General features: G+C 43.2%; 19 protein-coding genes and 1 pseudogene. 5 read left to right on the top strand and 15 right to left on the bottom strand.

The genetic code is table 11. From position 1 onward, the window contains the following. Positions 1-61: 61 nt before the first annotated feature. The 4 genes from cobT to V7K97_RS30495 all read right to left on the bottom strand — a co-directional run bounded on the left by cobT (position 62) and on the right by V7K97_RS30495 (position 3,600). Positions 62-1,267, bottom strand: a complete 1,206-nt coding sequence (gene cobT, locus V7K97_RS30480) for a nicotinate mononucleotide-dependent phosphoribosyltransferase CobT (RefSeq protein ID WP_334804766.1) — start codon at positions 1,265-1,267, stop codon at positions 62-64. Between the two features lie 70 nt (positions 1,268-1,337). Next, a complete protein-coding gene (locus tag V7K97_RS30485; protein WP_334804701.1) occupies positions 1,338-2,078 on the bottom strand; it encodes a DUF2232 domain-containing protein in 741 nt (246 codons plus the stop codon). A 228-nt stretch (positions 2,079-2,306) separates the two neighbouring features. Next, positions 2,307-3,008: a Crp/Fnr family transcriptional regulator gene (locus V7K97_RS30490; protein WP_334804767.1), complete on the bottom strand. Its 702-nt coding sequence runs from the start codon at positions 3,006-3,008 to the stop codon at positions 2,307-2,309. Between the two features lie 310 nt (positions 3,009-3,318). Beyond that, positions 3,319-3,600, bottom strand: a complete 282-nt coding sequence (locus V7K97_RS30495; RefSeq protein WP_334804702.1) for a hypothetical protein — start codon at positions 3,598-3,600, stop codon at positions 3,319-3,321. 24 nt (positions 3,601-3,624) lie between these two features. Here V7K97_RS30495 and V7K97_RS30500 point away from each other — a divergent pair, with 24 nt between their 5' ends. The 3 genes and pseudogenes from V7K97_RS30500 (at position 3,625) to V7K97_RS30510 (ending at position 9,055) form a co-directional block, all read left to right on the top strand. After that, positions 3,625-7,620, top strand: coding sequence for a hypothetical protein (locus V7K97_RS30500; protein WP_334804703.1), 3,996 nt, complete (start codon positions 3,625-3,627; stop codon positions 7,618-7,620). A gap of 110 nt (positions 7,621-7,730) precedes the next feature. Next, positions 7,731-7,886 (top strand): annotated as a pseudogene (locus V7K97_RS30505) (transposase); the annotation flags it as partial. A 515-nt stretch (positions 7,887-8,401) separates the two neighbouring features. Then, complete coding sequence (locus V7K97_RS30510) at positions 8,402-9,055, top strand: sugar transferase (RefSeq protein ID WP_334804704.1); 654 nt, start codon at positions 8,402-8,404, stop codon at positions 9,053-9,055. Between the two features lie 69 nt (positions 9,056-9,124). Here the strand turns inward: V7K97_RS30510 and V7K97_RS30515 are convergent, their stop codons facing one another. The 7 genes from V7K97_RS30515 to V7K97_RS30545 form a co-directional block, all read right to left on the bottom strand. Beyond that, a complete protein-coding gene (locus V7K97_RS30515; RefSeq protein WP_334804705.1) occupies positions 9,125-9,961 on the bottom strand; it encodes a carbohydrate ABC transporter permease in 837 nt (278 codons plus the stop codon). A gap of 502 nt (positions 9,962-10,463) precedes the next feature. After that, entirely contained in the window at positions 10,464-11,474 is a 1,011-nt protein-coding gene (locus tag V7K97_RS30520) for a catalase family protein (RefSeq protein WP_334804706.1), read from the bottom strand. Positions 11,475-11,512: 38 nt separating this feature from the next. After that, on the bottom strand, positions 11,513-12,088 hold the full coding sequence (locus tag V7K97_RS30525; protein ID WP_334804707.1) for a 5-formyltetrahydrofolate cyclo-ligase: 576 nt from the start codon (positions 12,086-12,088) through the stop codon (positions 11,513-11,515). A 66-nt stretch (positions 12,089-12,154) separates the two neighbouring features. Then, positions 12,155-13,099 (bottom strand): GDP-L-fucose synthase family protein, encoded by a 945-nt coding sequence (locus V7K97_RS30530; protein WP_334804708.1) that lies wholly within the window; start codon positions 13,097-13,099, stop codon positions 12,155-12,157. Positions 13,100-13,122: 23 nt separating this feature from the next. Continuing rightward, a complete protein-coding gene (gene gmd, locus V7K97_RS30535) occupies positions 13,123-14,202 on the bottom strand; it encodes a GDP-mannose 4,6-dehydratase (protein WP_334804709.1) in 1,080 nt (359 codons plus the stop codon). A 674-nt stretch (positions 14,203-14,876) separates the two neighbouring features. Further along, positions 14,877-15,635: a sugar transferase gene (locus V7K97_RS30540; RefSeq protein WP_334804768.1), complete on the bottom strand. Its 759-nt coding sequence runs from the start codon at positions 15,633-15,635 to the stop codon at positions 14,877-14,879. Between the two features lie 112 nt (positions 15,636-15,747). Next, entirely contained in the window at positions 15,748-16,890 is a 1,143-nt protein-coding gene (locus V7K97_RS30545; protein ID WP_334804710.1) for a glycosyltransferase, read from the bottom strand. A 322-nt stretch (positions 16,891-17,212) separates the two neighbouring features. Between V7K97_RS30545 and V7K97_RS30550 the strand changes: the two genes are divergently transcribed. Further along, complete coding sequence (locus tag V7K97_RS30550) at positions 17,213-18,151, top strand: NAD-dependent epimerase/dehydratase family protein (protein WP_334804711.1); 939 nt, start codon at positions 17,213-17,215, stop codon at positions 18,149-18,151. A 254-nt stretch (positions 18,152-18,405) separates the two neighbouring features. Here the strand turns inward: V7K97_RS30550 and V7K97_RS30555 are convergent, their stop codons facing one another. Both V7K97_RS30555 and V7K97_RS30560 read right to left on the bottom strand, forming a co-directional pair. Next, positions 18,406-19,131, bottom strand: coding sequence for a Uma2 family endonuclease (locus V7K97_RS30555; RefSeq protein WP_334804712.1), 726 nt, complete (start codon positions 19,129-19,131; stop codon positions 18,406-18,408). Positions 19,132-19,722: 591 nt separating this feature from the next. Next, complete coding sequence (locus tag V7K97_RS30560) at positions 19,723-19,848, bottom strand: hypothetical protein (protein ID WP_334804713.1); 126 nt, start codon at positions 19,846-19,848, stop codon at positions 19,723-19,725. Positions 19,849-19,969: 121 nt separating this feature from the next. On the opposite strand from V7K97_RS30560, the gene V7K97_RS30565 reads away from it, so the two are divergent. Beyond that, positions 19,970-20,158, top strand: coding sequence for a hypothetical protein (locus V7K97_RS30565; protein WP_334804714.1), 189 nt, complete (start codon positions 19,970-19,972; stop codon positions 20,156-20,158). 48 nt (positions 20,159-20,206) lie between these two features. Here V7K97_RS30565 and V7K97_RS30570 read toward each other — a convergent pair whose 3' ends face one another. Together V7K97_RS30570 and pgsA are read right to left on the bottom strand one after the other, a co-directional pair. After that, entirely contained in the window at positions 20,207-20,431 is a 225-nt protein-coding gene (locus V7K97_RS30570) for a type II toxin-antitoxin system HicB family antitoxin (RefSeq protein ID WP_334804715.1), read from the bottom strand. Then, positions 20,428-20,949: a CDP-diacylglycerol--glycerol-3-phosphate 3-phosphatidyltransferase gene (gene pgsA, locus V7K97_RS30575; RefSeq protein ID WP_334804716.1), complete on the bottom strand. Its 522-nt coding sequence runs from the start codon at positions 20,947-20,949 to the stop codon at positions 20,428-20,430. Before pgsA ends, V7K97_RS30570 begins: the two co-directional genes overlap by 4 nt. Between the last annotated feature and the right edge of the window lie 51 nt (positions 20,950-21,000).

The following is a 21,000-nucleotide window of genomic DNA, read 5'->3' on the forward strand; positions in this document are numbered from 1 at the left end:
TTCCCGCAGTACTGGGGGCGCAGGAGTAAGCCTAGAGACACGCAGAAAATTTGCTATTATATTAATCTAATGCTGTACTTAGCAGTTCAAGTTGGGCTTCAATAGCTGCCAAAAGTTGTTGTTGCTGCCAATCTTGGCTAAGATGGGCGGCTATGCAAGCTGCTCCAGCACCCATACCTTCTTTGACAAAGCCCTGCTCATAAGCTCTCAACTGGGGATAACGAGAATCAGCGAAGCTCAGACGAGTTGCTAATAAGGGAGGGGTTCTTCCACTCTTAGTTAGGGCGTCTTTTCCTAAGTTGAGGGCTAAGTCAACTGTAGCGCCAGTAGGGTCTTCTGCTACCCACCGAGTTGTGCCTACAACTACTTCTTCTGGTAGCCATGATAAGGCGTAAGTTTGAGCGATCGCATTCATCAGCGCATAAACCGCCAACATTTGCGTCCCACCAGCTAGCATTACACCACAACTACGGCTAGCTGCGATCGCCATCCCAGCTACCACCACTTGCATCGGATCACCCACGGCGGCGACGAGTTGCAAGGGGTTCACAGAGGAAGATGAGGGGGATGAGGAGGACAAAGTAAAATTTTCTCCCCCTGCTCCCCCTGCTCCCTGCCCCCTGCTCCCCCTCATCTTCTCCAGCCCAGATTGCACTAGTGCCCACTTTTGCGCGTGGTTACAAACAGGGTGGCTACTGTTAACTTTTCCGGCAGCATCTATACCTAAACCAGTTAAGATGGCCAGGGCTGTTGTAGTGCCTCCAACGACGCACTCACCGATAATCAAATACCCCTGTTGGATATTGGCAGCAAGGCGTTCTCCCCAAAGTAGCCCTTGTTCAAACAAGTGGTGTACGGTTGTGATTTCCATAGCAGCACCTCCACTTAAACACTTAGCAGGAGCGCCACCCAAATCAATTACTGGCACAGCAGGATTCTGGGGTAAACCTGCATTAAATAAATGAACTGGTGTTTTTAGTGACTCAAAGACAGCGCGAGAAATCAGCACAGGTGAAGCCCCAGCCGCTAATGGTGGTAAGGGATATTGGGCTTGATGTTCCGGGCCATAATACAAAAATTCGGCATCGGCACAAGCGGTATATTTCCGATCTTCTGGAGTGCGACCGGCTGCTGAAATCCCTGAAATTAAACCAGTTTCAGTAAATCCTAAAACACAGGCAAATACGGGTAGACAACCACGATAGCGTCGTAGCCATTCTTCACCCTGTTCTTTTTGGGTATAAATACTAATTTGGGCATTGGGCATGGGGCATTGGGAATTGGGCATTAGGCATTGCTGATTAGTTAGGACTCATCATTTAACCAATGACAAATGACTATCCCTCATAATCCATGAGAACTTGTACCCAGTGTGGTGGACGGGGAATAGGGTTGCCCAGGCGGTCAAAAAGTAACCATGCTGCTAGGTGTACCACAAAAAGGTAGATAAAGTTGTTGAGTATTATGAGAGCGATCGCTCCCACTTGAATCAAAAACACGCTGGGACTCGCCAACAAACTCAGCTTCAAAAATGCCCACTCTATGAACTCAGTCACCTGGGTAATCACATAAATCCACAAGTCTTCACCTGACAAAACAGACAGCAACCACAGTCTAAAAAAAACTCCCAAAGTACCCAACAGGGTACCCAAGGTGATAGAAATAATCCAGGGAACACGACGACGATACCACGTCGCTCCCAAAAGCACGCCCATGAACCCGTAGGGCATGACAAAAAGCAAACTGCGGGCTGGCCCCATCAGTACTGTCAGCAGTAACCCACAGGTGAGTGCTGCCATCCATGCCGCACGTTTGCCCCAACGCAAATAAACTAGAGCGATCGGTACCGGAAAAAATATCCGCAAAACTGGACCCAAGGGAAAGTAGAAATTAATAAACCAAATTAAGCTAGCGGTACTGGCTAAAAATGCCGTTTCCACCATCCTCAAGGGCGCATCAGCTTTAAGTTGAGGAGGCATTAACTGCTGTTCTTTGTCTAACCAATGATTCTGGGGAGTTGGAGATTCAGGGGATGGATCTTCCTCCGGCTCATTTGGCAGAGAATCTAAAATACTCATATCTGACAAGTTCTTAAACTGGGGATTGGGGATTGGGGACTAGGGACTGGGAATTGGGAAGATTTGGTTGGGGCATGAATCCCAATCAAATCTTAAAAGAATTTCTTTTGCAGTACCCAGTACCCAGTACCCAGTACCCAGTCCCGGAGCGCCTATTCTTGTCCAACTTTTCTTAGCTGTTAGCGTAGCGTCTCGTAGAGAAGTTGGGGAAGGAAAGGGCGCAACCTGTTAAACGATCATTCTTTCTAAGGCTGACAAATCGGGAATACAAATAGTGTCTTGATCCCGTTTAATCAAGCCTTTTTTTTCTAGCCTTGTCAACACTCGTGTCACCGTTTCCCGCGCCAGACCGCTCAAACTACTCAATTCCCGATGAGGTAAATTGGGGATTTCGGTTCCTGTGTCCGCTTTTTTTCCCTGTCCTTCTGCCAAAAATAGCAACGTATCTGCCACACGTGACTGGCTATCAGATTCCCGCAGCCGCAATCGGCGATTTACTTGCCGCAATCGTCGTGCCATCAGTTGCGCCAATCGAACTCCTGCCAAGGGTTCTATGTGAAGTAACTTGACAAAATCCTGAGCAGGCATACTGCCAATTACTGTCGGGGCTAAGGTAATCACATCTGTGGATCGAGGTACTTCATCTAGCGCCGCCATTTCACCAAACAATTCTCCTTTACCAAGAATATTCAGCGTTACTTCTTTTCCTTCCAGATTGTAGGTGCGAATTTTTACCCATCCATCCATAATAAAATACACAGAACCGCCCCAGTCATTTTCCAGCAGAATCACCTGATTGGCTGGGTGAGTGCGGGTGACAAGATGGATGAGAGCTGATTCCACAGCAGTCTCTGGCAACCCTTGAAAAAAGGGAGCCGAGGTGATCATCCAGGGATTAGCCTGTGCTTGCAAGCTATATCGGTCTTCCATTACGACATTTTTATTCAAGCTGCTATGTACACACAACAAACAAGAGCGCCATTTTTAGCCTAAGCTATCATTGCACAGCTCCCTTTCAAAGAGAAAACTAAACTATGCTACACAAGAAAACGACAAGAACATTTTTCTAAATAATCTTTACCTATAAGTTTAAACCGGGTAAAAGTTTTGCAAACAAAAAGTAGTTTATAGCCGAGGCTTGTATTGCTTACCGGCTAGCTGCACTGCAAACTTGATTAATTAAGAATATAGGCAAACAACATCAATGATACTAAAGTGAGTAAATTATTGCTCAGGTATTTTAGCGATTTTCAAAAATAGGCAACCAATGAGCTGCAAAACTAAGCTTTTTAACAAAAAAGGTAGGAGGAATACTGCCCTCTGCCTCCAGCAAGAACTGCCTCCTTAAACAAACGCTGACTGAACGATTGCCACGACTCCCAGTAATCCATAACATAATGACAGTCACAAATCCAAGCAGTGGCTTTTGCCACTCAAAACTTCTCCTATGGCCGACACTGCGCGTAGCAAGATCCCCATTTGGATACGGTGATTGTAAAGTAATTGTCACATTAGTGGACATAAATTTCTACATAAGGTAATAAAAGTGACTTCCAATGCAGATGAAATTCAAAAGCTGATCGCAGATATTGACAACTTACTTGCCAGTGGTGGCAAGCGCCTGTCTAGATTTTGGTCTGGTCAGGCGCAAGAACCTAAAGAAGTTTTAGAACGAATTCGGGACTTCTTGATGAGGTTACAAGAACAAGAAGCATTACAGGGCGGCAACCCAAATCAGTCTTCTGAAGAACCGCGATTGCCCTTGGCGTTGACGGAGCCATCGCCATTGTTAACAAAATTTCTTGATCGTGGTAATAACCAGTATCCACTACCGCAGCTCGAACCCAGTCAGGAACAGAGTGCTGTTGGCGCAGGACAATTAAAAAATGAATTTTCGAGCTTGATTCAGCCATTGCGATCGGAATTAGAATCGCTCTTGCAAGAACGAGCCACCCTCATCCAGGAAATTCGCCAGCTAGACCAAAGGCGATTGCAAAACTACTCCCTAGCGCAGCAGTTGACGAACCAGGAGCAAATAATTACCGAGTTTTTACAGGTACTCATGAGTCGCCTTGTACCAACTTTAACGCCACTGGTAGGACAGACGGGGGAAAATTCGGCCAATTTTTCAGGAGCAAATAATCACCCAACCTCAGCAACTCAACCTTTGTTAGAATCCCCAGACCGTGTGGAGCAGTTAACCCAGCTGGCGAGGGAGTTGGATCAACGCCTATTATCACTAGATGGGACGGTAAATGTAGTCTTTGAGGCACTACAACGCAACATTAATACTTATTACGAATCCCTGTCGCAAGCACTGGCAAGAATGCATAGCAAGGGGATGCAAGGCGAACAGCTGATGGCCAGCTTTCTCAACAATTTGACCCAGCATTTGCAGCAAGAATCCCCTAGTTCCCAGCCATCTTTCCTGGGGGTAGAATCTGAGACACCATCATTATTGACTGACCAAGGCGCGATCGCTGCTGAAGTTTCGCCCCAACCGTTGGAACTGATACAGCCGGAAACTTCATCTCCACTCACAATTAATTCTGAGCAACAGGAGACTACCCTCACTGAAGATTTAGATGCAGCGCTGTTGCAGCTTGGTTTGGATTCGTCTGAATCTTCCGAAACCCCGACCGAATTACCGGAAAATATTTCTGCGTTAATTGGTGATGAGGTAGACCAACTTTACGCCAGTTTGTTTGGTGCTGGTGATGTTAATAATCCAAGCCTCGATGTTGTCACAAATGAAGCATCACCGTTGAACATCGCTGAGACTCCAACTGGGGATTCTGCTGTTGTGATACCAGATACGGGTTTTTCAACCCAAGAGACTTTAGGAGAAACCACAGATTTATCAGAGCCACAGGAAGAACTATTTTTTGAAGAGGATACTGAGCTAGACTCGCCTCTTAGCTTCTCTACACCACAAACAGACAGTTTCCCGGTACAACTCGATACTCAGCCAGCTAGTGTTGATACAATTCATACCCTAACTGACCTATTGCCTGATACCGATAGTGAGCAGCAATTGCTGGAAGTATCATCTTCTGTGGATAATGCCACAACTACAGCATCAGTTACTCCAGAAGTAGCAGAAATGGCGTTGGCAAAACCTACCGAAAGTATCGCCACATCGGAAGTATTAATTAACGATAATCAACCAGAACCGTCTTCAGATAACTACATTGCTGCTTCACCACAAGAAAACTTGCTTTCTATTGAGGCAAACCAGGCTCCAGCCGTACCTGATATTTCCCTAGATGAAGAACAGTTACAGCAATTAGATCGGGATTTAGCTAATTTTGATCAGCAGTTAAATTCTGAGTCGCAGCTGGCTACTAACTTGGATATTTTCTCGGAACTATTTGATCACACTCAAGACACAATCCCGACAACTGACTCTGAAAATCTTCAAATAGCAGAGAATACCTCAACTGCTGATTTCTCTAATTTGGCAGTTCCCCTGGTAGAGACTGACAAAAAAAAGGAAGTCATAACTCCTGTTGAAGAAAGTTCTTTACCTGCAATTTCCAATCCCATAAATAATCCAGAAGTTTCGCCCAATGTTCTAGAATCAGTTTGGTATTTAGGAATTGATTTAGGTACAACAGGAATTTCTGCCGCATTATTAAATCGCTCGACTTTTGTTGTACATCCTATCTACTGGTCAGCAGAAAATCCACCGGGAACAAGTTCCTTCCAGCAATCGTTTCGTTTACCAACAGAGGTTTATCTGCCTACAGCTTCTATACCCCACGGAGAAAACGAAAGTATAGAAACACATGAGCAGACGGCACCTGCGGCTGTTGCCCAAGATAAAGTGCCTGACCACTCCACCAGCACTTCGACAACACCGAGATCAACAGCAGATCCGACGACAAATAATCTCTACTCGGCGCAGTTGAAGCCCTATTTACAAGTAGCCATTCCCTACAAGAGTGAACGGCAAAAATGGGAACCTGTTTTGCAATTAAATGAATTTTCGGCAGGGCCTTTGATTTGGGTTGTGCGATCGCTCTCTAAGCTACTATTAACCCTCAAATCCGAAAAAACAAGCACCACCCCTAGATTAATGGCTGCTGCTGTTGGAATCAGCGAACAAAATTTTTCCCAGATTATCAATAATATTGCTGGTATAATTTGCACCTGTCCATCTAGTTGGTCGGAACAATACCGCTTTAACGTGCGGGAAGCTTTACTCACTAGCAAACTCATTCAACATCCGCAGCAAGTCTTTTTTGTCGAAGAAGCGATCGCTAGTCTACTCCCAGAACTCAATGCTGCTAACGGTGAGCAAGTAAAATTAAGCGATTCTCAAGGCGATCATCCGGCAAAAACCAGCGAACATCCCATTGTTGGCAATACTCTTGTAATTAACATTGGGACAACTGCTACAGAAATGTTGCTGGTGAATATACCAGAAAGCTTGGTGCAATTGACATACAATGATTTCATGCTTCACAGTTTTGCTTATGCTGGCAAGGGAATTGAACAAGATATTATTTGCCAGCTGCTATTGCCACCTAAATCTCGGCAATCACGCTTAGAAACACAAAGCGATGCCTGCGGTGGGCTAAACCTACGCAAAACTATCACCAGTAATCCTTGGCAATGGCAACCGTCAATTCCCGGTTTAGACCAAATGCGTTGGCAGAGTTTAGGGTTGGAAGAATTAGAACTACCCAGAGTCGGAGAACCAGATATCAGCGCTCGAATTCGCCTCCAGCAGCGTCTAGAAAGTTCTCTACTGGGACAGGCCGTATTAGATGCAGCACTAGCCCTCAAGCTGATTTTGCAACACCAAGACTCTTTTACCCTAGAATTAGCTGATCAACGGTGGATTTTGCAGCGAAGAGACTTAGAAAGTCAGGTATTTATCCCCTTTGTGCGCCGCCTGAACCGAGAACTCAACAAATTATTGGTAGCTCGTGGCATCCCTACAGAAGCCATTAATCAGGCTATTCTGACTGGTGGAGTGGCTTGTATCGGGACGGTGAATCGCTGGTTACGCCAAAAACTCCCCAGCGCCAAGATTATTCAAGATTCATATCTCGGTGAAAACGGCGCTCCTAATTGCAGTCGGGTTGCCTATGGTTTGGCAATGCTGCCTCTACATCCTCAGATTTTAGATATACCCAGGCAACAATACACTGATTATTTCTTGTTTACAGAATTGCTGCGACTGCTACCAGATCGACCCTTATCTTTCGGTGAAGTTATCCAGTTATTTGAGGGTCGTGGGATCAATACTCGCACTTGTCAGCAACGGCTGCTAGCTTTTTTGGAAGGTGAACTACCTTCGGGTTTGATACCTTCAGTTACAGATTCAACTTGGCTCACCCAGAGTTCACAAGAAAATCCTGACTATCAAGCGATCGCCACAGCACCACTTTTTGAAAAACAAGGGAGTCTCACTTATCGTCCCAATTCCCAACAACTATTGTCTTTACGTCGCTATCTAGCTGCGATCAAGGCTAGTAATCAGCAATCACTGGAGGAACCATATACGGTGAATTTTGCCTTAGAGGGTGTTTGAAAATAGAAAGCACCACGGGATCAGGCCAAAATTCAGGTTTTGTGGTCAAATGCCCGTTTTGCGATCGCACTCTCGCAAAAATGCTCCCAAAGCCTAGATAACCTTCATGTTTTGTCCTGCTCAAAAAATGTTGGGTCGTGGAGCGTACTTTCGGTTGGGTAATGGGGTACCTACGGTTGCTCAGAGACTATGAGTTATTACCCGAAACATCGGAGATGTTTATTTACCTTGCCATGATCCGGATCATGGTGAGGCGACTGGCATAAAATTTGACTCCTCAAAACTTTTCAAACACCCTCTTAGAGGTTGATTATTGATACTAGTACATTACGCTAGAAATAAAGATATTACTCAAAATTCCAAATGCTTATCTCATAAGCATTTGGAATTTTGCAAAGCACTACTAGCAGTCTGTCTCATTAATTTTCATCAGTTCGTACTAAGCACTTCAGTGCTTAAAAATCCAGGACGAAAGTCCTGACTACGAGCTTGTTCACACTTCGTAACTAATGAGAGAGAGACCACTAATACTTCAGAAAAGTAATTTTTTGGATGTTTAATATACTAGTATCTTTTTTATTTGATGGATAAAAATACTGTAATTTTACAATCTATCACTTTAATTCAAAGATTCTGTAAACTTTGGGTTTTCAGTTTTTCTATTGTTATAATTTTGTGTATATTAACACTAAGTAGTGGCGACAAAAACAATAAAAATCGCCTAAAAATCATGTCTACACTACTGATGCAAAAACTCCTGTTATAAAATAAGTTAGCCCTTGTGAATAATCTTTATCTTTATTCAGTTAATTGTTTGCAACAGCCTTCACATCCGTCAACTTTAAGCGTGAGAAAACGATTAATTGACATTGTTGGAGCCATTGTAGGGCTGGTAATTACATTTATGGTAGCAATCCCCGTAGCAATTGCGACCTTTATTCATGAACCAAGTCCAATACTTTATTCCCAAATTCGCTGTGGCTTGAACGGAAAAACTTTCCGCATCTGGAAATTCCGTTCCATGATTGTCGATGCTGATAAACTCAAGCATTTGGTTGAAAACCAAGCCAAAGGTCACATCTTTAAATCTGTTGACGATCCTCGCATTACTCCTGTAGGTAAATTTTTGCGGCGTACTAGCTTGGACGAATTACCCCAATTTTGGAATGTTTTGTTAGGGGACATGAGTTTAGTTGGTACTCGTCCACCTACTCTTGATGAAGTCAGCCATTACGATCTACACCACTGGGATAGATTACGAGTCAAACCAGGTATTACCGGAGAATGGCAGGTTAATGGACGCTCTAGCATCACAGACTTTGAAACCATTGTCAAGATGGATCTAGATTATCAACGTAAATGGTCTATAAGTTATGACCTGAGTCTGATTATTAAAACTATCTGGGTGGTATTTCAAAAAACTGGTGCTTATTGAATTGGGTATTGGGTATTGGGCATTAATTATTTCTCCCTCATCTACCACTTTCTTGTTCTGAATTCGTCTTCAACCCTTGACACCGCTACCTGTTTCTGTAGGTACGATGTAACGTTGTAAAAATAGAAATAGTAATAATACTGGGGCGATCGCAATCACTGAACCAGCAGCTACCAACCGCCAGTCAAGGGAAAATGTCCCTGCTAGCTTTGCAACTCCCAAGGGAAGAGTGTATAAATTTTCGTCTTGGATAATAATTAAAGGCCACAAAAAATCACTCCAAGCACCAATGAATACAAAAATAGCTAAAGTTACCAGTGCTGGGCGAACTGCTGGTAACATAATATGCCACCACAAACCTAACTCCGAGCTGCCATCCATCCGGGCGGCTTCTTCTATTTCTTTGGGGACACTCATAAAAGCTTGGCGCAACAGAAAAATGCCAAAGGCAGAAGCTAAACTCGGAAAAATCATCCCCAAATAACTATTTGTCAAACCCAACTGGACTGTCAAAATATACAGGGGAATCATCACGATTTGGAAGGGAATCATAATCGTAGAGACGATCGCCACAAAAATCCAGTCTCGCCCCACAAACGACAATCTCGCCAACGGATAGGCAGCTAAAGCGCAAAACAGTAGATTTAAGCCCACAGTCAGCACTGACACCAAAGTACTGTTATACAGGTATTGTCCAAAAGGTAGAGAGTTCCACACACTAGAGAAGTTATTTAGCGTCGGTTGACTAGGCAATAACTGTGGCGGCGACTGAAAAATATTTTCCGTAGGCGATTTTAAGGCTGTACTAATTAGCCATAGTAAAGGAAAGAGCATCAATAGTGCGATCGCTCCCAACACTGCATACATTAATAGAATCTGCGATCGTGATTTTTTCCAGTTCAGCATTTGATTACGAATTTTCCATTATAATTAGACAATGCTTTCGCACTTCATTTGTTAATCAGCGAAAAAGTCTGCTTGCTTGATTTACCTTGAGTAAAAAAATTGTAGGTTGGGTGGAGGCTTTGCCAAAGCCAACATCCTGATATATGTTGGGTTGCGCTCCGCTCCACCCAACCTACGTCTAATGCACTATTTATTTTAAGCTTTCATACCCTACGTGTATTTCAACAATCAAATAGGAGTCCTATAGCTTTACTTAAGAATTTGGTTAATTTTATCGTAACCTATCATCAAAAATCTGGTTAAAGCAATTGCCGACTTCTTCAATAAGTCGGAATCTAAATCCATATAGATAGATGTAGAGACATAAAATCTTACGCCTCTACAAGATTCTTGTTTGTAAAACTTATAACTTTTATACATCAAATCAGCAAAGCAAAAAATCGGATCTAATCAAGTAGGCTTATAGCCTATCATCCTACAGTCTGAAGCAAATTCACAGTGGTTAATTTCCAACTGCAACATAAGGTTGTGGTTCCCGCGAACGTTGGGCAATTTGTTCTCGCCGATATTTTGCAAGTTCGCTGTAAAGCCTCTTGCGAGAGAGATTCACACTTCCAACAGGCTCATGCTCTAGCAGTGTATGCCAAGGGGAAAACAATATACCCTCATCTAAGCGTTTGCGTTCTTCCAAATCAAATGTCTGACTAGGAATGCGGACAGTTGCAACTTTAATAAACGGTGAATCTGCTTCTTGCCATTCTGTAACGTGGTCTTCAATTGGCGTTTTGTCATCATCTACATAAAACTGAATTAAAAAGTCAAAAGACGCTTCTCGACCTTCTTCAGTCAAATATTTTACCAGTGTTTCTCGGAGGTAATTTTCTGATTCTGGAAGTGCTTCTGGTGGTTGTTCAGGCTGTTGAGATTTGACGGATAATTTGACAATGCGACTACCAAATTTAAACGGAGCCATACTCCAATATTGAATCAAAAGCGGATTTCCTACCTTCTGGCTGCCAATTTTTTGCAAGATAGCAAAGACATAAGCAAGTTCCTCCAGCCTTTCTGGGCTAAGTTCTCCACTACCTGCTTTGGAGAGATCCGCGTAATCACGAACATCTTTGGCCAAGAAAGTAGGATAATTGTTGAGTATAAAATCTTGAGTTTTTTCTTCATCATCAAGCACTTTTTGCCCGTCCACATTCATCACCTTAATGGCGATACCGCGAACATCAGGTTGGCTATCGGAGCTAAATTTACCACGTTTTTCAGGCGAACCACCACTAGAGAAGCGAATCCATGCAGGATAGGTTTGGGGCGTTTTGAACAAACCTACTCTCAGGTCTTCAGGAAGATTGGGTTCAATAATAAACTCTCCCCAAAGAAGTCCATGACTTTTACTATGAATTTGGCGGAGGTCTGGGCCGGTTTTTTGTTGAGCTTGGAGACTACTGGCGATAATCTCGTCGATTATTGCTTCTTGCTCAGTGGTAGATGACGTTGGGTTAGTCATAAAACATTTGATAATGTGTCTTCATTATCCTGAATCCTTCAGCCTTTTTGAGTCAATCCGGTTTCCGTACAAATAGCTTGTAGTGGTTTATCCCAAGGTTCAATAGGTATTTGTGACAAATAGGCAAACTCAAAGACAATTCCGATAGTCGGCTTCATCTCCCACTGCGGTAAACTGAGCAAGCGATCGTAATATCCGCCGCCATAACCCAAACGATATGCTTGAGAGTCGCAAGCTACACTAGGGAGCAGAATCAAATCTACTTCGGCAGCATCTAAGATGGGAGCGTCGGGGTAGGGTTCAGTAATGCCATAAGCGCCGTTTTGGAGAGAATCTTCAGGTGTCCAAATATGCCAACACAGGGATTTATCAACGCAGCGAGGAAATCCCCAACGGTATTTGGTGTTTGCAAATAGTGGACTGAGGTCAGGTTCTTGGCGAAAGCTGAAATAAGCGAGGATTGTTTTTGCTTGGGTAAACAAAGTAGAGTTTTGTAAATGAGAGCATAAGCGATCGCTTTTTTCTCTCCACTCTCCAACGGACATTGATTGACGTGTTTTAAGTAGAGTGCGGCGTAGTTCTGCTTTATTTAGTTGATGATTAACTTTATTCATAAAAATTGATACAAATAAGCTGGGCATCGCCCAGCTTATACCACCCTACATTTACTACTACATTCGTTATAGGGCGTGTTGACGATACCACTCAATGGTATTCTTTAACCCTTCTTCAAAACTCACTTGAGCCGTGAAATTAAAGGCTTCCTTGGCGCGTTCAGTATCTAAACATCGGCGGGGTTGACCATTAGGCTTGTCAGTTTCCCAAACAATTTCACCCTTAAACTCCATCAATTGGCAGATTAGAGTTACCAAATTCAGGATGGAGATTTCATAACCAGTTCCCAGGTTAACTGGTTCCGATTCGTTATAGAATTGAGTTCCCATAACAATCCCGCGCGCGGCATCTTCTGAATAGAGAAATTCACGGGTGGCACTGCCATCACCCCAAACTGGGAGTTGCTTTTCTGCTTTAATTTGGGCTTCGTGAACTTTACGAATTAACGCAGGAATAACATGAGAACTTCCGGGGTCAAAGTTATCCTCTGGGCCATATAAATTCACTGGCAGTAGGTAAATCCCATTAAAACCATACTGCTGGCGGTAAGATTGCAATTGGACTAAAAGCGCTTTTTTAGCAATTCCATAAGGGGCGTTGGTTTCTTCTGGGTAGCCATTCCAAAGATCATCTTCTTTGAACGGCACTGGGGTGAATTTAGGATAGGCGCAGATTGTGCCAACACAAACAAATTTTTTGACTCCAGCTTGATAGGCAGCATGAATTAGCTGGGTTCCCATGATCAAATTATCGTAGAACAACTCTGCGGGTTTTTCGCGGTTCAGACCGATACCACCGACATGAGCTGCTAGGTGAATAATTATGTCTTGCTGGTCAACTGCACGTTGGCTATTTTCCCAAACACGTAGATCGCAATCGCGCGATCGCGGTATTGTAATCTTGTCACGATCGGCCCCTGCTTTACACAGTTGATCTATCACCTGACGACCTAGAAACCCCGACCCACCAGTGACGAGAATACGTTGATTTTTTAGTTCTAAGGCGGTCATATTTTTATCCTCTGTGGTGCGAATCAGAAGTGCAAAGCGCCCAGCTCTTGACGAACAGTCGCAATATCGGATGGAAATTGCGAACCATTTCCGTTGGGTGAAGTGTGACCCAATGCTTGTAAGTCTGCTTCTACCATTAGGGAAACTAGTTGTTCAAAGGTTATTGATGGTTTCCAGTCCAACTTCTGCTGTGCTTTGGTAGAATCGCCAATCAACAACTCTACCTCAGATGGACGGAGGTAACGCTCATCAAACTCTACATAATCTTGCCAATTGAGATTCACATAACTAAATGCCAGTTGCAAAAACTCCCGTACTGAGTGGGTTTCACCAGTCGCAATTACGTAATCATCTGGCTGCTCTTTCTGCAACATCAACCACATTGCTTTGACGTAATCTTTTGCATAGCCCCAATCTCGCTTGGAGTCTAGATTACCCATATAAATCTTTTTCTGCTTACCAGCAACAATACCAGCTACGGCTCTAGTAATTTTGCGGGTTACAAAGGTTTCACCACGACGGGGTGACTCGTGGTTAAAAAGTATGCCGTTACAAGCAAATAAATCATAAGACTCACGATAATTTATAGTTTGCCAGTGGGCGTAAACTTTTGCACAAGCGTAAGGACTACGAGGATAAAAGGGCGTTGTCTCACTTTGAGGTATTGCTTGTACTAAACCATACATTTCTGAAGAACCCGCCTGGTAAAATCGTACCTGAATTCCGGTACGATGTTGGTAGTCTCGAATTGCTTCCAACAGACGCAGCGTACCCATTGCTACAGCATCCACCGTGTATTCTGGTGAATCAAAGCTGACTCGGACATGAGATTGAGCGCCGAGGTTGTAAATCTCTACTGGCTTAACTTCTTCTAAAATGCGTCGTAAGGTTGTACCATCCGTCAAGTCACCATAGTGAAGAAACAACCGCACTCCATCTTTGTGGGGGTCTTCGTAAATGTGATCGATGCGGTCTGTATTGAAGGTAGAAGTCCGGCGAATGATGCCATGAACCTCATAACCTTGTTCCAACAAAAATTCACTTAGATATGAACCATCTTGTCCAGTAATACCAGTAATCAACGCTCGCTTCTGTTGCGTCATGCTCAATTATCCCTTATTGCTTTGATTAAAAAGTTACAGGCAATATCATACAACCTAGCAACTAATTGCTGAATTGCCTAATGGGAAACCTACGAGTTATTGTTGTTATAAGACTTTTTCCCTAAATAAATATACTTAGTAAAAAGCAATTTAATAATGTCAGCCTAACCTTCAATAGCTCAAGATTGTTTCATTATGTATATTTTTTTATACTAGTGGTCTGTCAAATTCATTTTGACGCTTAGAGAGGCGCGATAAATCGCCGTCTCTACAGAAAATTTATTCCTCAATTAGTTCTTGACAGACTACTAGTACAAGAAGGCAAAAGTAAAAAGGCAAAAGTAAAAAGAAAGAATGCTTATTTTGTAGGCTTTCTGGCTATTTAAAATGGTTGCTTTATTTACGCCGTGTCGTACTAGATAGATCAAGATTCTTTTTGTGTATGTTGTTTTTTGTCGAAACTTCATATATCTCTGGTTTTGTGAAGACTTAATAAAATAGGTATTTAAAATTAGACTTCGGGCAAAAATCTCAATCAGGGCAAAATGAACCACAGATACACGTTCAGATCATTCTAAGCTACGTAGAAAGACACAAATATAGACAACTAGATAGAACAGTCGTTTAGTCTTAGGGGCATTAACTGCCCCACAGAATCGACCCTAAGTATTTACTCAGTATGCCCCGTTATTTTTGGGTAAAATTACCACATCAACAGTTTTCAAGATGATCCATAAATCAAGCCAGAAATTCCTAAATTTGACATAATGCAGGTCTATTTGGACTCGCCGAGGGTAGGGAATGTCATTACGGCCAGATACCTGCCACAAACCAGTAATTCCTGGGCGGATTGTTAAAATCTCATCAATGTGACAACCGTATTTTGGCAGTTCTTCTGCTACCAAGGGTCGTGGTCCGACTACACTCATGTCCCCTTTTAAAACGTTCCAGAACTGGGGAAATTCATCTAAGCTAGTAATTCGCAAAAATCGACCAATTTTGGTAATCCGGGGGTCTTGTTTCAGCTTAAAACTGCTCTCAAATTCTTGTCGCAACTCAGGCGATGTTTCCATCATTTGCATGAGGATTTCGTCTGCATTGCTTACCATTGTTCGGAATTTAATACAATTAAACGCCTTGTAATTTTTCCCTACCCGTTCCTGGATGTAAAAAATTGGGCCTTCTGAGCTAAAGGCAATCAGCAAGGTCAAAATTAAGTAGACGGGGAAGAACAAAATTAACACCGACAGCGAAAACACTATATCGAACAGTCGTTTGGCAAACTCTCCGTTTAAACCCTGAAAAGGTAAACCTTTGGGCTTAACTCTTGGCGTCTTTGTTTTTTGACCGCGTTTTAAGAAAGTACGCGTAGACGCTCTAGTGTCTTGCCGTACGCCCCGCTTGCCGGAGAGGAGTGAGCTCTGGGCAGTCATCATACTCCTTAATAATCCACACCACACATAGTCCCAATATTAAAGCGAAAATGAGATGCTTCTGGGGGAAAATTCCCAAAAGCCTAAAAAATAACTAGATTAACCAAGACCATCATTGCAAAAATGGTCTTTTTTCGTTGCACTTGTTTACAAAATCTAGATAACGATCTGCAAAAATTTGCGGTGAAAACTGCGCGGCGTGCGATCGCATATACTCGGAACTGAACGAACTCTCATACACTTCAAACTTTTCCACTGCCTCCACTAAAGCCGCCTCTGTTTGCGTATTGAAAAATATACCTGTCCCTGTATCCACACAAGAGCGGATATCTCGCACTGTTTCTAGGGCACCCCCGGCACCGTAGGCAATCACCGGCGTACCGCAGGCTTGTGCTTCTACTAAGGCAATACCAAAATCTTCACAAGCTGCATACACAAATGCCTTGGCCTTAGACATATATTTTTTTACCACATTATCGGGTTGCCATCCCAGTATTTGGATATTGGAGTTTGCCATCTCGCGAATCTTGTTCATTTCATCTCCTGTACCAATGACTACTAATGGTCGTTTTAGTTGATTAAAAGCCTTGACAATCAACGATATTTGCTTATAACTCACTAACCGAGAAACTGTCAGGTAAAAGTCCTCTTTCTCAGACACAAATGGAAATTCGGCAATATTCACTGGTGGGTAAATGACTGTTGCTTCTCGTCGATAGCAACGCCAAATCCGCCGAGCTGTGTGCTGCGAGTTGGCAATGAAGTAATCAACGCGATTGGCACTCAATACATCCCACTGGCGCAAACGATGTAATAAATACCGCGTCACCCACCCAGGTAAGCCACTACCTAGTTTGCTATGGCGCAGATAATCAAAAGTCAAGTCCCAGGCATAACGCATAGGGCTGTGACAGTAGCAAATATGCATCTGTTCGGGAGTGGTAAGGATTCCTTTGGCAACAGCGTGAGATGAAGACAGAATTACATCATAATGCCGCAAATCAAGTTGTTCTATTGCCAAAGGCCACAAAGGCAAGTACTTTTGTATACCGTTTTGGGCATAGGGAAAGTTCTGGAGAAACGTCTTGCCAATTTGACGCTTATATAAATAACTTTCTCTATTGCTGGATTCAAAATCGATGAGGGCATACAAATCAGCATCAATGTGATTCAGAATTTCTCGGACAACGAGTTCTGAACCACCGGTGGCTTTGGGGGTTAGCCACTCATGAACCAGAGCATATTTCAAGGGCACAGCTAACTTGAATAAATGGAAAATACTTAGACAATTTGATGACGTTAACTGAAAAGTTTCCCCTTGTGATTAATTAACGGGAAGCGCCCCAGATTAGCACATAAGACGGAATCTTTATTTCAGAGGTTCCAGATGGATGCTGCAACCTGATAATCTCAGAGTGGGGAGTGGGGAGTGGGGAGTGGGGAGTGGGGAATGGGGAATGAGGAATACCAATAGTTATTCTTCCCCTGCAACGCCAGCCTCCCCTGCCTCCCCTGCTTTTCCCCTATTCCCCACTCCCTACTCCCTTAACGACAACTGATATAGAAAGGGTGAATTTATGCGAATTCTAATTATGGGTGGTACTCGGTTCATTGGTGTCTATTTGACTCAACTACTAGTGGAACAAGGGCACGAGGTAGTACTGTTCAATCGTGGGAATCGACCAGCACCTTCTTTACAGGGAGTAGGACAAATTATAGGCGATCGCACTGATGCTACCCAATTAAAAGCAAAGTTATCACAAGAAGAGTTTGATGTCATTATTGACAATAACGGGCGGGAACTTACTGATACTCAACCACTAGCAGAGATTTTTCAAGACCGAGTGCAACATTTTGTGTATATGAGTTCTGCGGGGGTGTATCTCAAATCTGACCAATTGCCCCACATAGAAGGCGATCCAGTAGATCCCAAAAGTCGCCACAAGGGTAAACATGAAACGGAAGCTTATCTGACTCAATTGGGATTACCTTTTACTTCCATTCGTCCTACTTATATTTACGGACCTCGTAATTATAATGAGTTGGAAGGCTGGTTTTTTGACAGAATTGTGCGCGATCGCCCTATTCCTATCCCCGGAAATGGCTTGCATATCACTCAACTAGGTCATGTAAAAGACTTGGCACTAGCAATGACTAAGGTTTTGGGCAACAAACAAGCCATAGGACAGATTTATAATATCTCTGGCGATCGCTTTGTCACTTTTGATGGTTTAGCCCGTGCTAGCGCTGTAGCGGCTGGTAAATCAACCGATGCTGTCAAAATCGTCCATTACGACCCGAAAAAGTTTGATTTTGGCAAACGCAAAGCTTTTCCGATGCGGGTGCAGCATTTCTTTGCTTCGGTGAATAAAGCACAAACAGAATTAAACTGGCATCCTCAATATGATTTGATTTCTGGGTTACAAGACTCTCTGGAAAATGATTATTTGGTTAATGCAAAAGACAAAGCTGATGTTGATTTCTCTGTAGATGAGGAGATTTTACAAGGGTTGTGAGTAAAAATGTTTACGGGCACATTGTTGTGCAGTAGCTAGGGCGAATAGAATTCGCGCGCCACTTGCTTCTCCCAGGGGGAGACGCTGCGCGTAGCAAGATCCCCGGAGGGGTGTCGGGGAACCGCAAGGGCGCCGTGGCTTGGCTATACAGGCAAAGTCCACCTCCGCGGACTAAGGTCAAATTAAGGGTTTGAAACCCCCGGAGGTGGGTTTTGTTTCTGTAGACGCGGTTTCTAACCGCCCGTTTCGCATCTTCAAAACTCATCAGGGTTAAGGCCTAACTCTCGCAGTTGTGCTGCTAATCTGTTAGCGCGTTGACTTTCTCGTTCTAGCGGCGTGGGAAGCCAATTCCCGGATGCATCATACCAACGTAGCCACAATCGCTCAATTCCTTGGTATGAACCTTGCCAAAGTCCTAATCCCAGTTCCAAACCCGGCATCCACAGCCTTGTTGTACTCAAGTCCAATTCGCTGTAGCGGTCTGCAACTAATTGGAATGCTTGGAGTTTGTCTGTGTAGCGGTTAAACACAATGTAGTAAGGAACTCGCAAAATTCGCTCATAAACTTCCCATTTGGTCGGCGGTTGGCTAATCTCCCGCAAAGTTTGTCCTAAGTCTTCTTTTTCTGTCCCTGGAGACAGCAATTCTACCACTACAAAAGGCGCAACTCCTTCTTGCCAAGTGACATAACTCAGACGCAAATCCTGTTCTTCGTAGAGACGAGAAACTCCCACAGCCGCAAACCAATCTGGGCGTTTGTACCACAAGGAATGTTGGGGGTCGTAATAGAGGTTTAAGTCAGTGGCAACAAATACCTCATCTGCTGGATAGTTAGGTGGACAGAAGGTTTCGCGCAGAAGTTGGGGTTGAAAAATGTGAAATTCGTCGGGCAAACCAGAGTCCTCCGGGTATTCACTGGGAAGATCATACATGGTGGGTAGGGTTTCTTTTGCAGGACGAGGCGGATCTGTTTGGTACATAAGGGTAATCCTGACCGACTAATTTTAAGTTAAGGGATCTCGGTAAAGGTTTGACCAAAGTCAAAATCAAAAATATTTTCTTCTCCCTGGGAAAGATGCGATATAGCGGTTCCCATTCAGATGCGGTACAACATTATATCGCTAGGTGTAGGGGCACGGCAGTGCCGTGCCCTTACGGGTGTACCTAACTAGGTCGAGAAACGCTATAAATTGCGTTTTTAGTTTTTACTATAGGACTTACGCAAAAGTACACGCTGTAGGGGCAATTCATGAATTGCCCCTACGGGAGAATAAGGGGTTCGGCTATTGTTTGCGTAAGTCCTGTACTAGAACAGAAATTAAATTTTTCTTTATTAGTAATGCAAACCTTTTTTATAGTTGCCTCAAGGCTACTGAAATTACTTTCTGTAAATACTGTTGTTGGTTGATCAAATGTGCCAGGTTTTGCAATATCCACTCCAGAATGTTCTAGAGTCTTGTGCCAGATTGGGTGAAGCCCCCATCTGGAATTCTACCCACAACCTAATTTATTGGGTCGATATCTACAACAATAGAGATAAACTAAATGTCTAAATTCTTATCCAAAATTTCTCAAAGTTCATCATTTTGATCAAGTTTAGTTTGTACCCATGCTTCAATCACTTCTCTCAACTCATTAGTCCATTGAGGAATTGATATGACTTGCTCACGAATCCCAGGACGTAGTTTTATAGTCAATGGCTTTCGATCTAGTGCAATAGTGTCTTTAGGCAGAAAACCGAGGGTATTGTTTTTCTTAAATGGCATTGCTTGATTTCACTAATGCTGGTATACTTACATAAGTATCTGATATCTAGTGATGTTTGCCATCAAGCGAGAATTAAAACTAAATAATGTTGAAACCTCTTTGATGCGCGGCAATGCTGGGTTTAAGCGCTTTGTTTATAACTTCGGTTTAGAACTATTAACCGCATCCTGGAGTTTTGAGGAGTACATCAGTTCAATCCTGCTACGGGGAAAGACTCGTTTTTTGATGTGGGAGATGTAGTCGGTGCGATCGCAACAGCAGGTAAAGATAGATTAATTATGGCGAGAATTACACAAACCGAAAGGAAACGTTTGCAGTCAAAGGTTTTGGCAGTGGTTTTCCTTGTGCTTGGTAATCTTCAATCAAAAGTTCCAGCACTTCCTCACCATTATTGAGAGCATCCGCGTAGGTATTTCCGTGAGTATGTGCATAGGGGCCAAACTCAGGTAGGCTGACAATGTACTTTTTATCTTCATCAGACCACTTAATTACAATACTATATTGTGGTTTCATTCTTGTTCAGTGCTAGCTTTTTGCGGCAAAAGATAAATACCCCCAGAGATTAAAGTCAAGGCGACAGAAATCCAAAAGGCAATCAGAGAAGGAGTTTGCCACACTTTAGGTAGGGGTGCAATCAGAAATGCGATCGCGACTATTTGACTAACAGTTTTGAGTTTACCCCAAATATTCGCCCCGGTAATTGTCGTTTGATTTACTCGCCAACCTGCGATCGCTAATTCCCGCGCTAAAATCAAAAACACTCCCCAAGCTGGCACTTTTCCGAGTTCAATAAAAACCAGCAACGGCGCAAGTACCAGAAATTTATCCACTAAGGGATCAAGAAATTTACCCAAGTCAGTAATTTGGTTGAGTTTCCGCGCTAAATAGCCATCTAACCAATCAGTTAACGCCGCAATGATAAAAATCGCTAAACATATCCATCTAGCTTGAGGTGTAGGATTATATAAACCGTAAAGCAAAAATGGCACACCCAGAAGGCGAGAGAAGGTAATCCAGTTGGGTAAAGTCACGTCGCTTCGCTCCGAATTAAAAATTAAAAATTAAAAATTAAAAATTAATAA

This window comes from Nostoc sp. (genome assembly GCF_036917815.1).
Classification (GTDB): Bacteria; Cyanobacteriota; Cyanobacteriia; order Cyanobacteriales; family Nostocaceae; genus Nostoc.

Bases quoted from the DNA above. Each gene is read 5' to 3' on its own strand.
- V7K97_RS30525 (WP_334804707.1), bottom strand. From the start codon at position 12,088: ATGAATAAAGTTAATCATCAACTAAATAAAGCAGAACTACGCCGCACT.
- V7K97_RS30570 (WP_334804715.1), bottom strand. From the start codon at position 20,431: ATGAAACCACAATATAGTATTGTAATTAAGTGGTCTGATGAAGATAAA.
- V7K97_RS30555 (WP_334804712.1), bottom strand. From the start codon at position 19,131: ATGTACCAAACAGATCCGCCTCGTCCTGCAAAAGAAACCCTACCCACC.
- V7K97_RS30485 (WP_334804701.1), bottom strand. From the start codon at position 2,078: ATGAGTATTTTAGATTCTCTGCCAAATGAGCCGGAGGAAGATCCATCC.
- V7K97_RS30530 (WP_334804708.1), bottom strand. From the start codon at position 13,099: ATGACCGCCTTAGAACTAAAAAATCAACGTATTCTCGTCACTGGTGGG.
- V7K97_RS30515 (WP_334804705.1), bottom strand. From the start codon at position 9,961: ATGCTGAACTGGAAAAAATCACGATCGCAGATTCTATTAATGTATGCA.
- V7K97_RS30540 (WP_334804768.1), bottom strand. From the start codon at position 15,635: ATGACTGCCCAGAGCTCACTCCTCTCCGGCAAGCGGGGCGTACGGCAA.
- cobT (WP_334804766.1), bottom strand. From the start codon at position 1,267: ATGCCCAATGCCCAAATTAGTATTTATACCCAAAAAGAACAGGGTGAA.
- V7K97_RS30495 (WP_334804702.1), bottom strand. From the start codon at position 3,600: ATGTCCACTAATGTGACAATTACTTTACAATCACCGTATCCAAATGGG.
- V7K97_RS30490 (WP_334804767.1), bottom strand. From the start codon at position 3,008: ATGGAAGACCGATATAGCTTGCAAGCACAGGCTAATCCCTGGATGATC.
- gmd (WP_334804709.1), bottom strand. From the start codon at position 14,202: ATGACGCAACAGAAGCGAGCGTTGATTACTGGTATTACTGGACAAGAT.
- V7K97_RS30520 (WP_334804706.1), bottom strand. From the start codon at position 11,474: ATGACTAACCCAACGTCATCTACCACTGAGCAAGAAGCAATAATCGAC.
- V7K97_RS30550 (WP_334804711.1), top strand. From the start codon at position 17,213: ATGCGAATTCTAATTATGGGTGGTACTCGGTTCATTGGTGTCTATTTG.
- V7K97_RS30565 (WP_334804714.1), top strand. From the start codon at position 19,970: ATGTTTGCCATCAAGCGAGAATTAAAACTAAATAATGTTGAAACCTCT.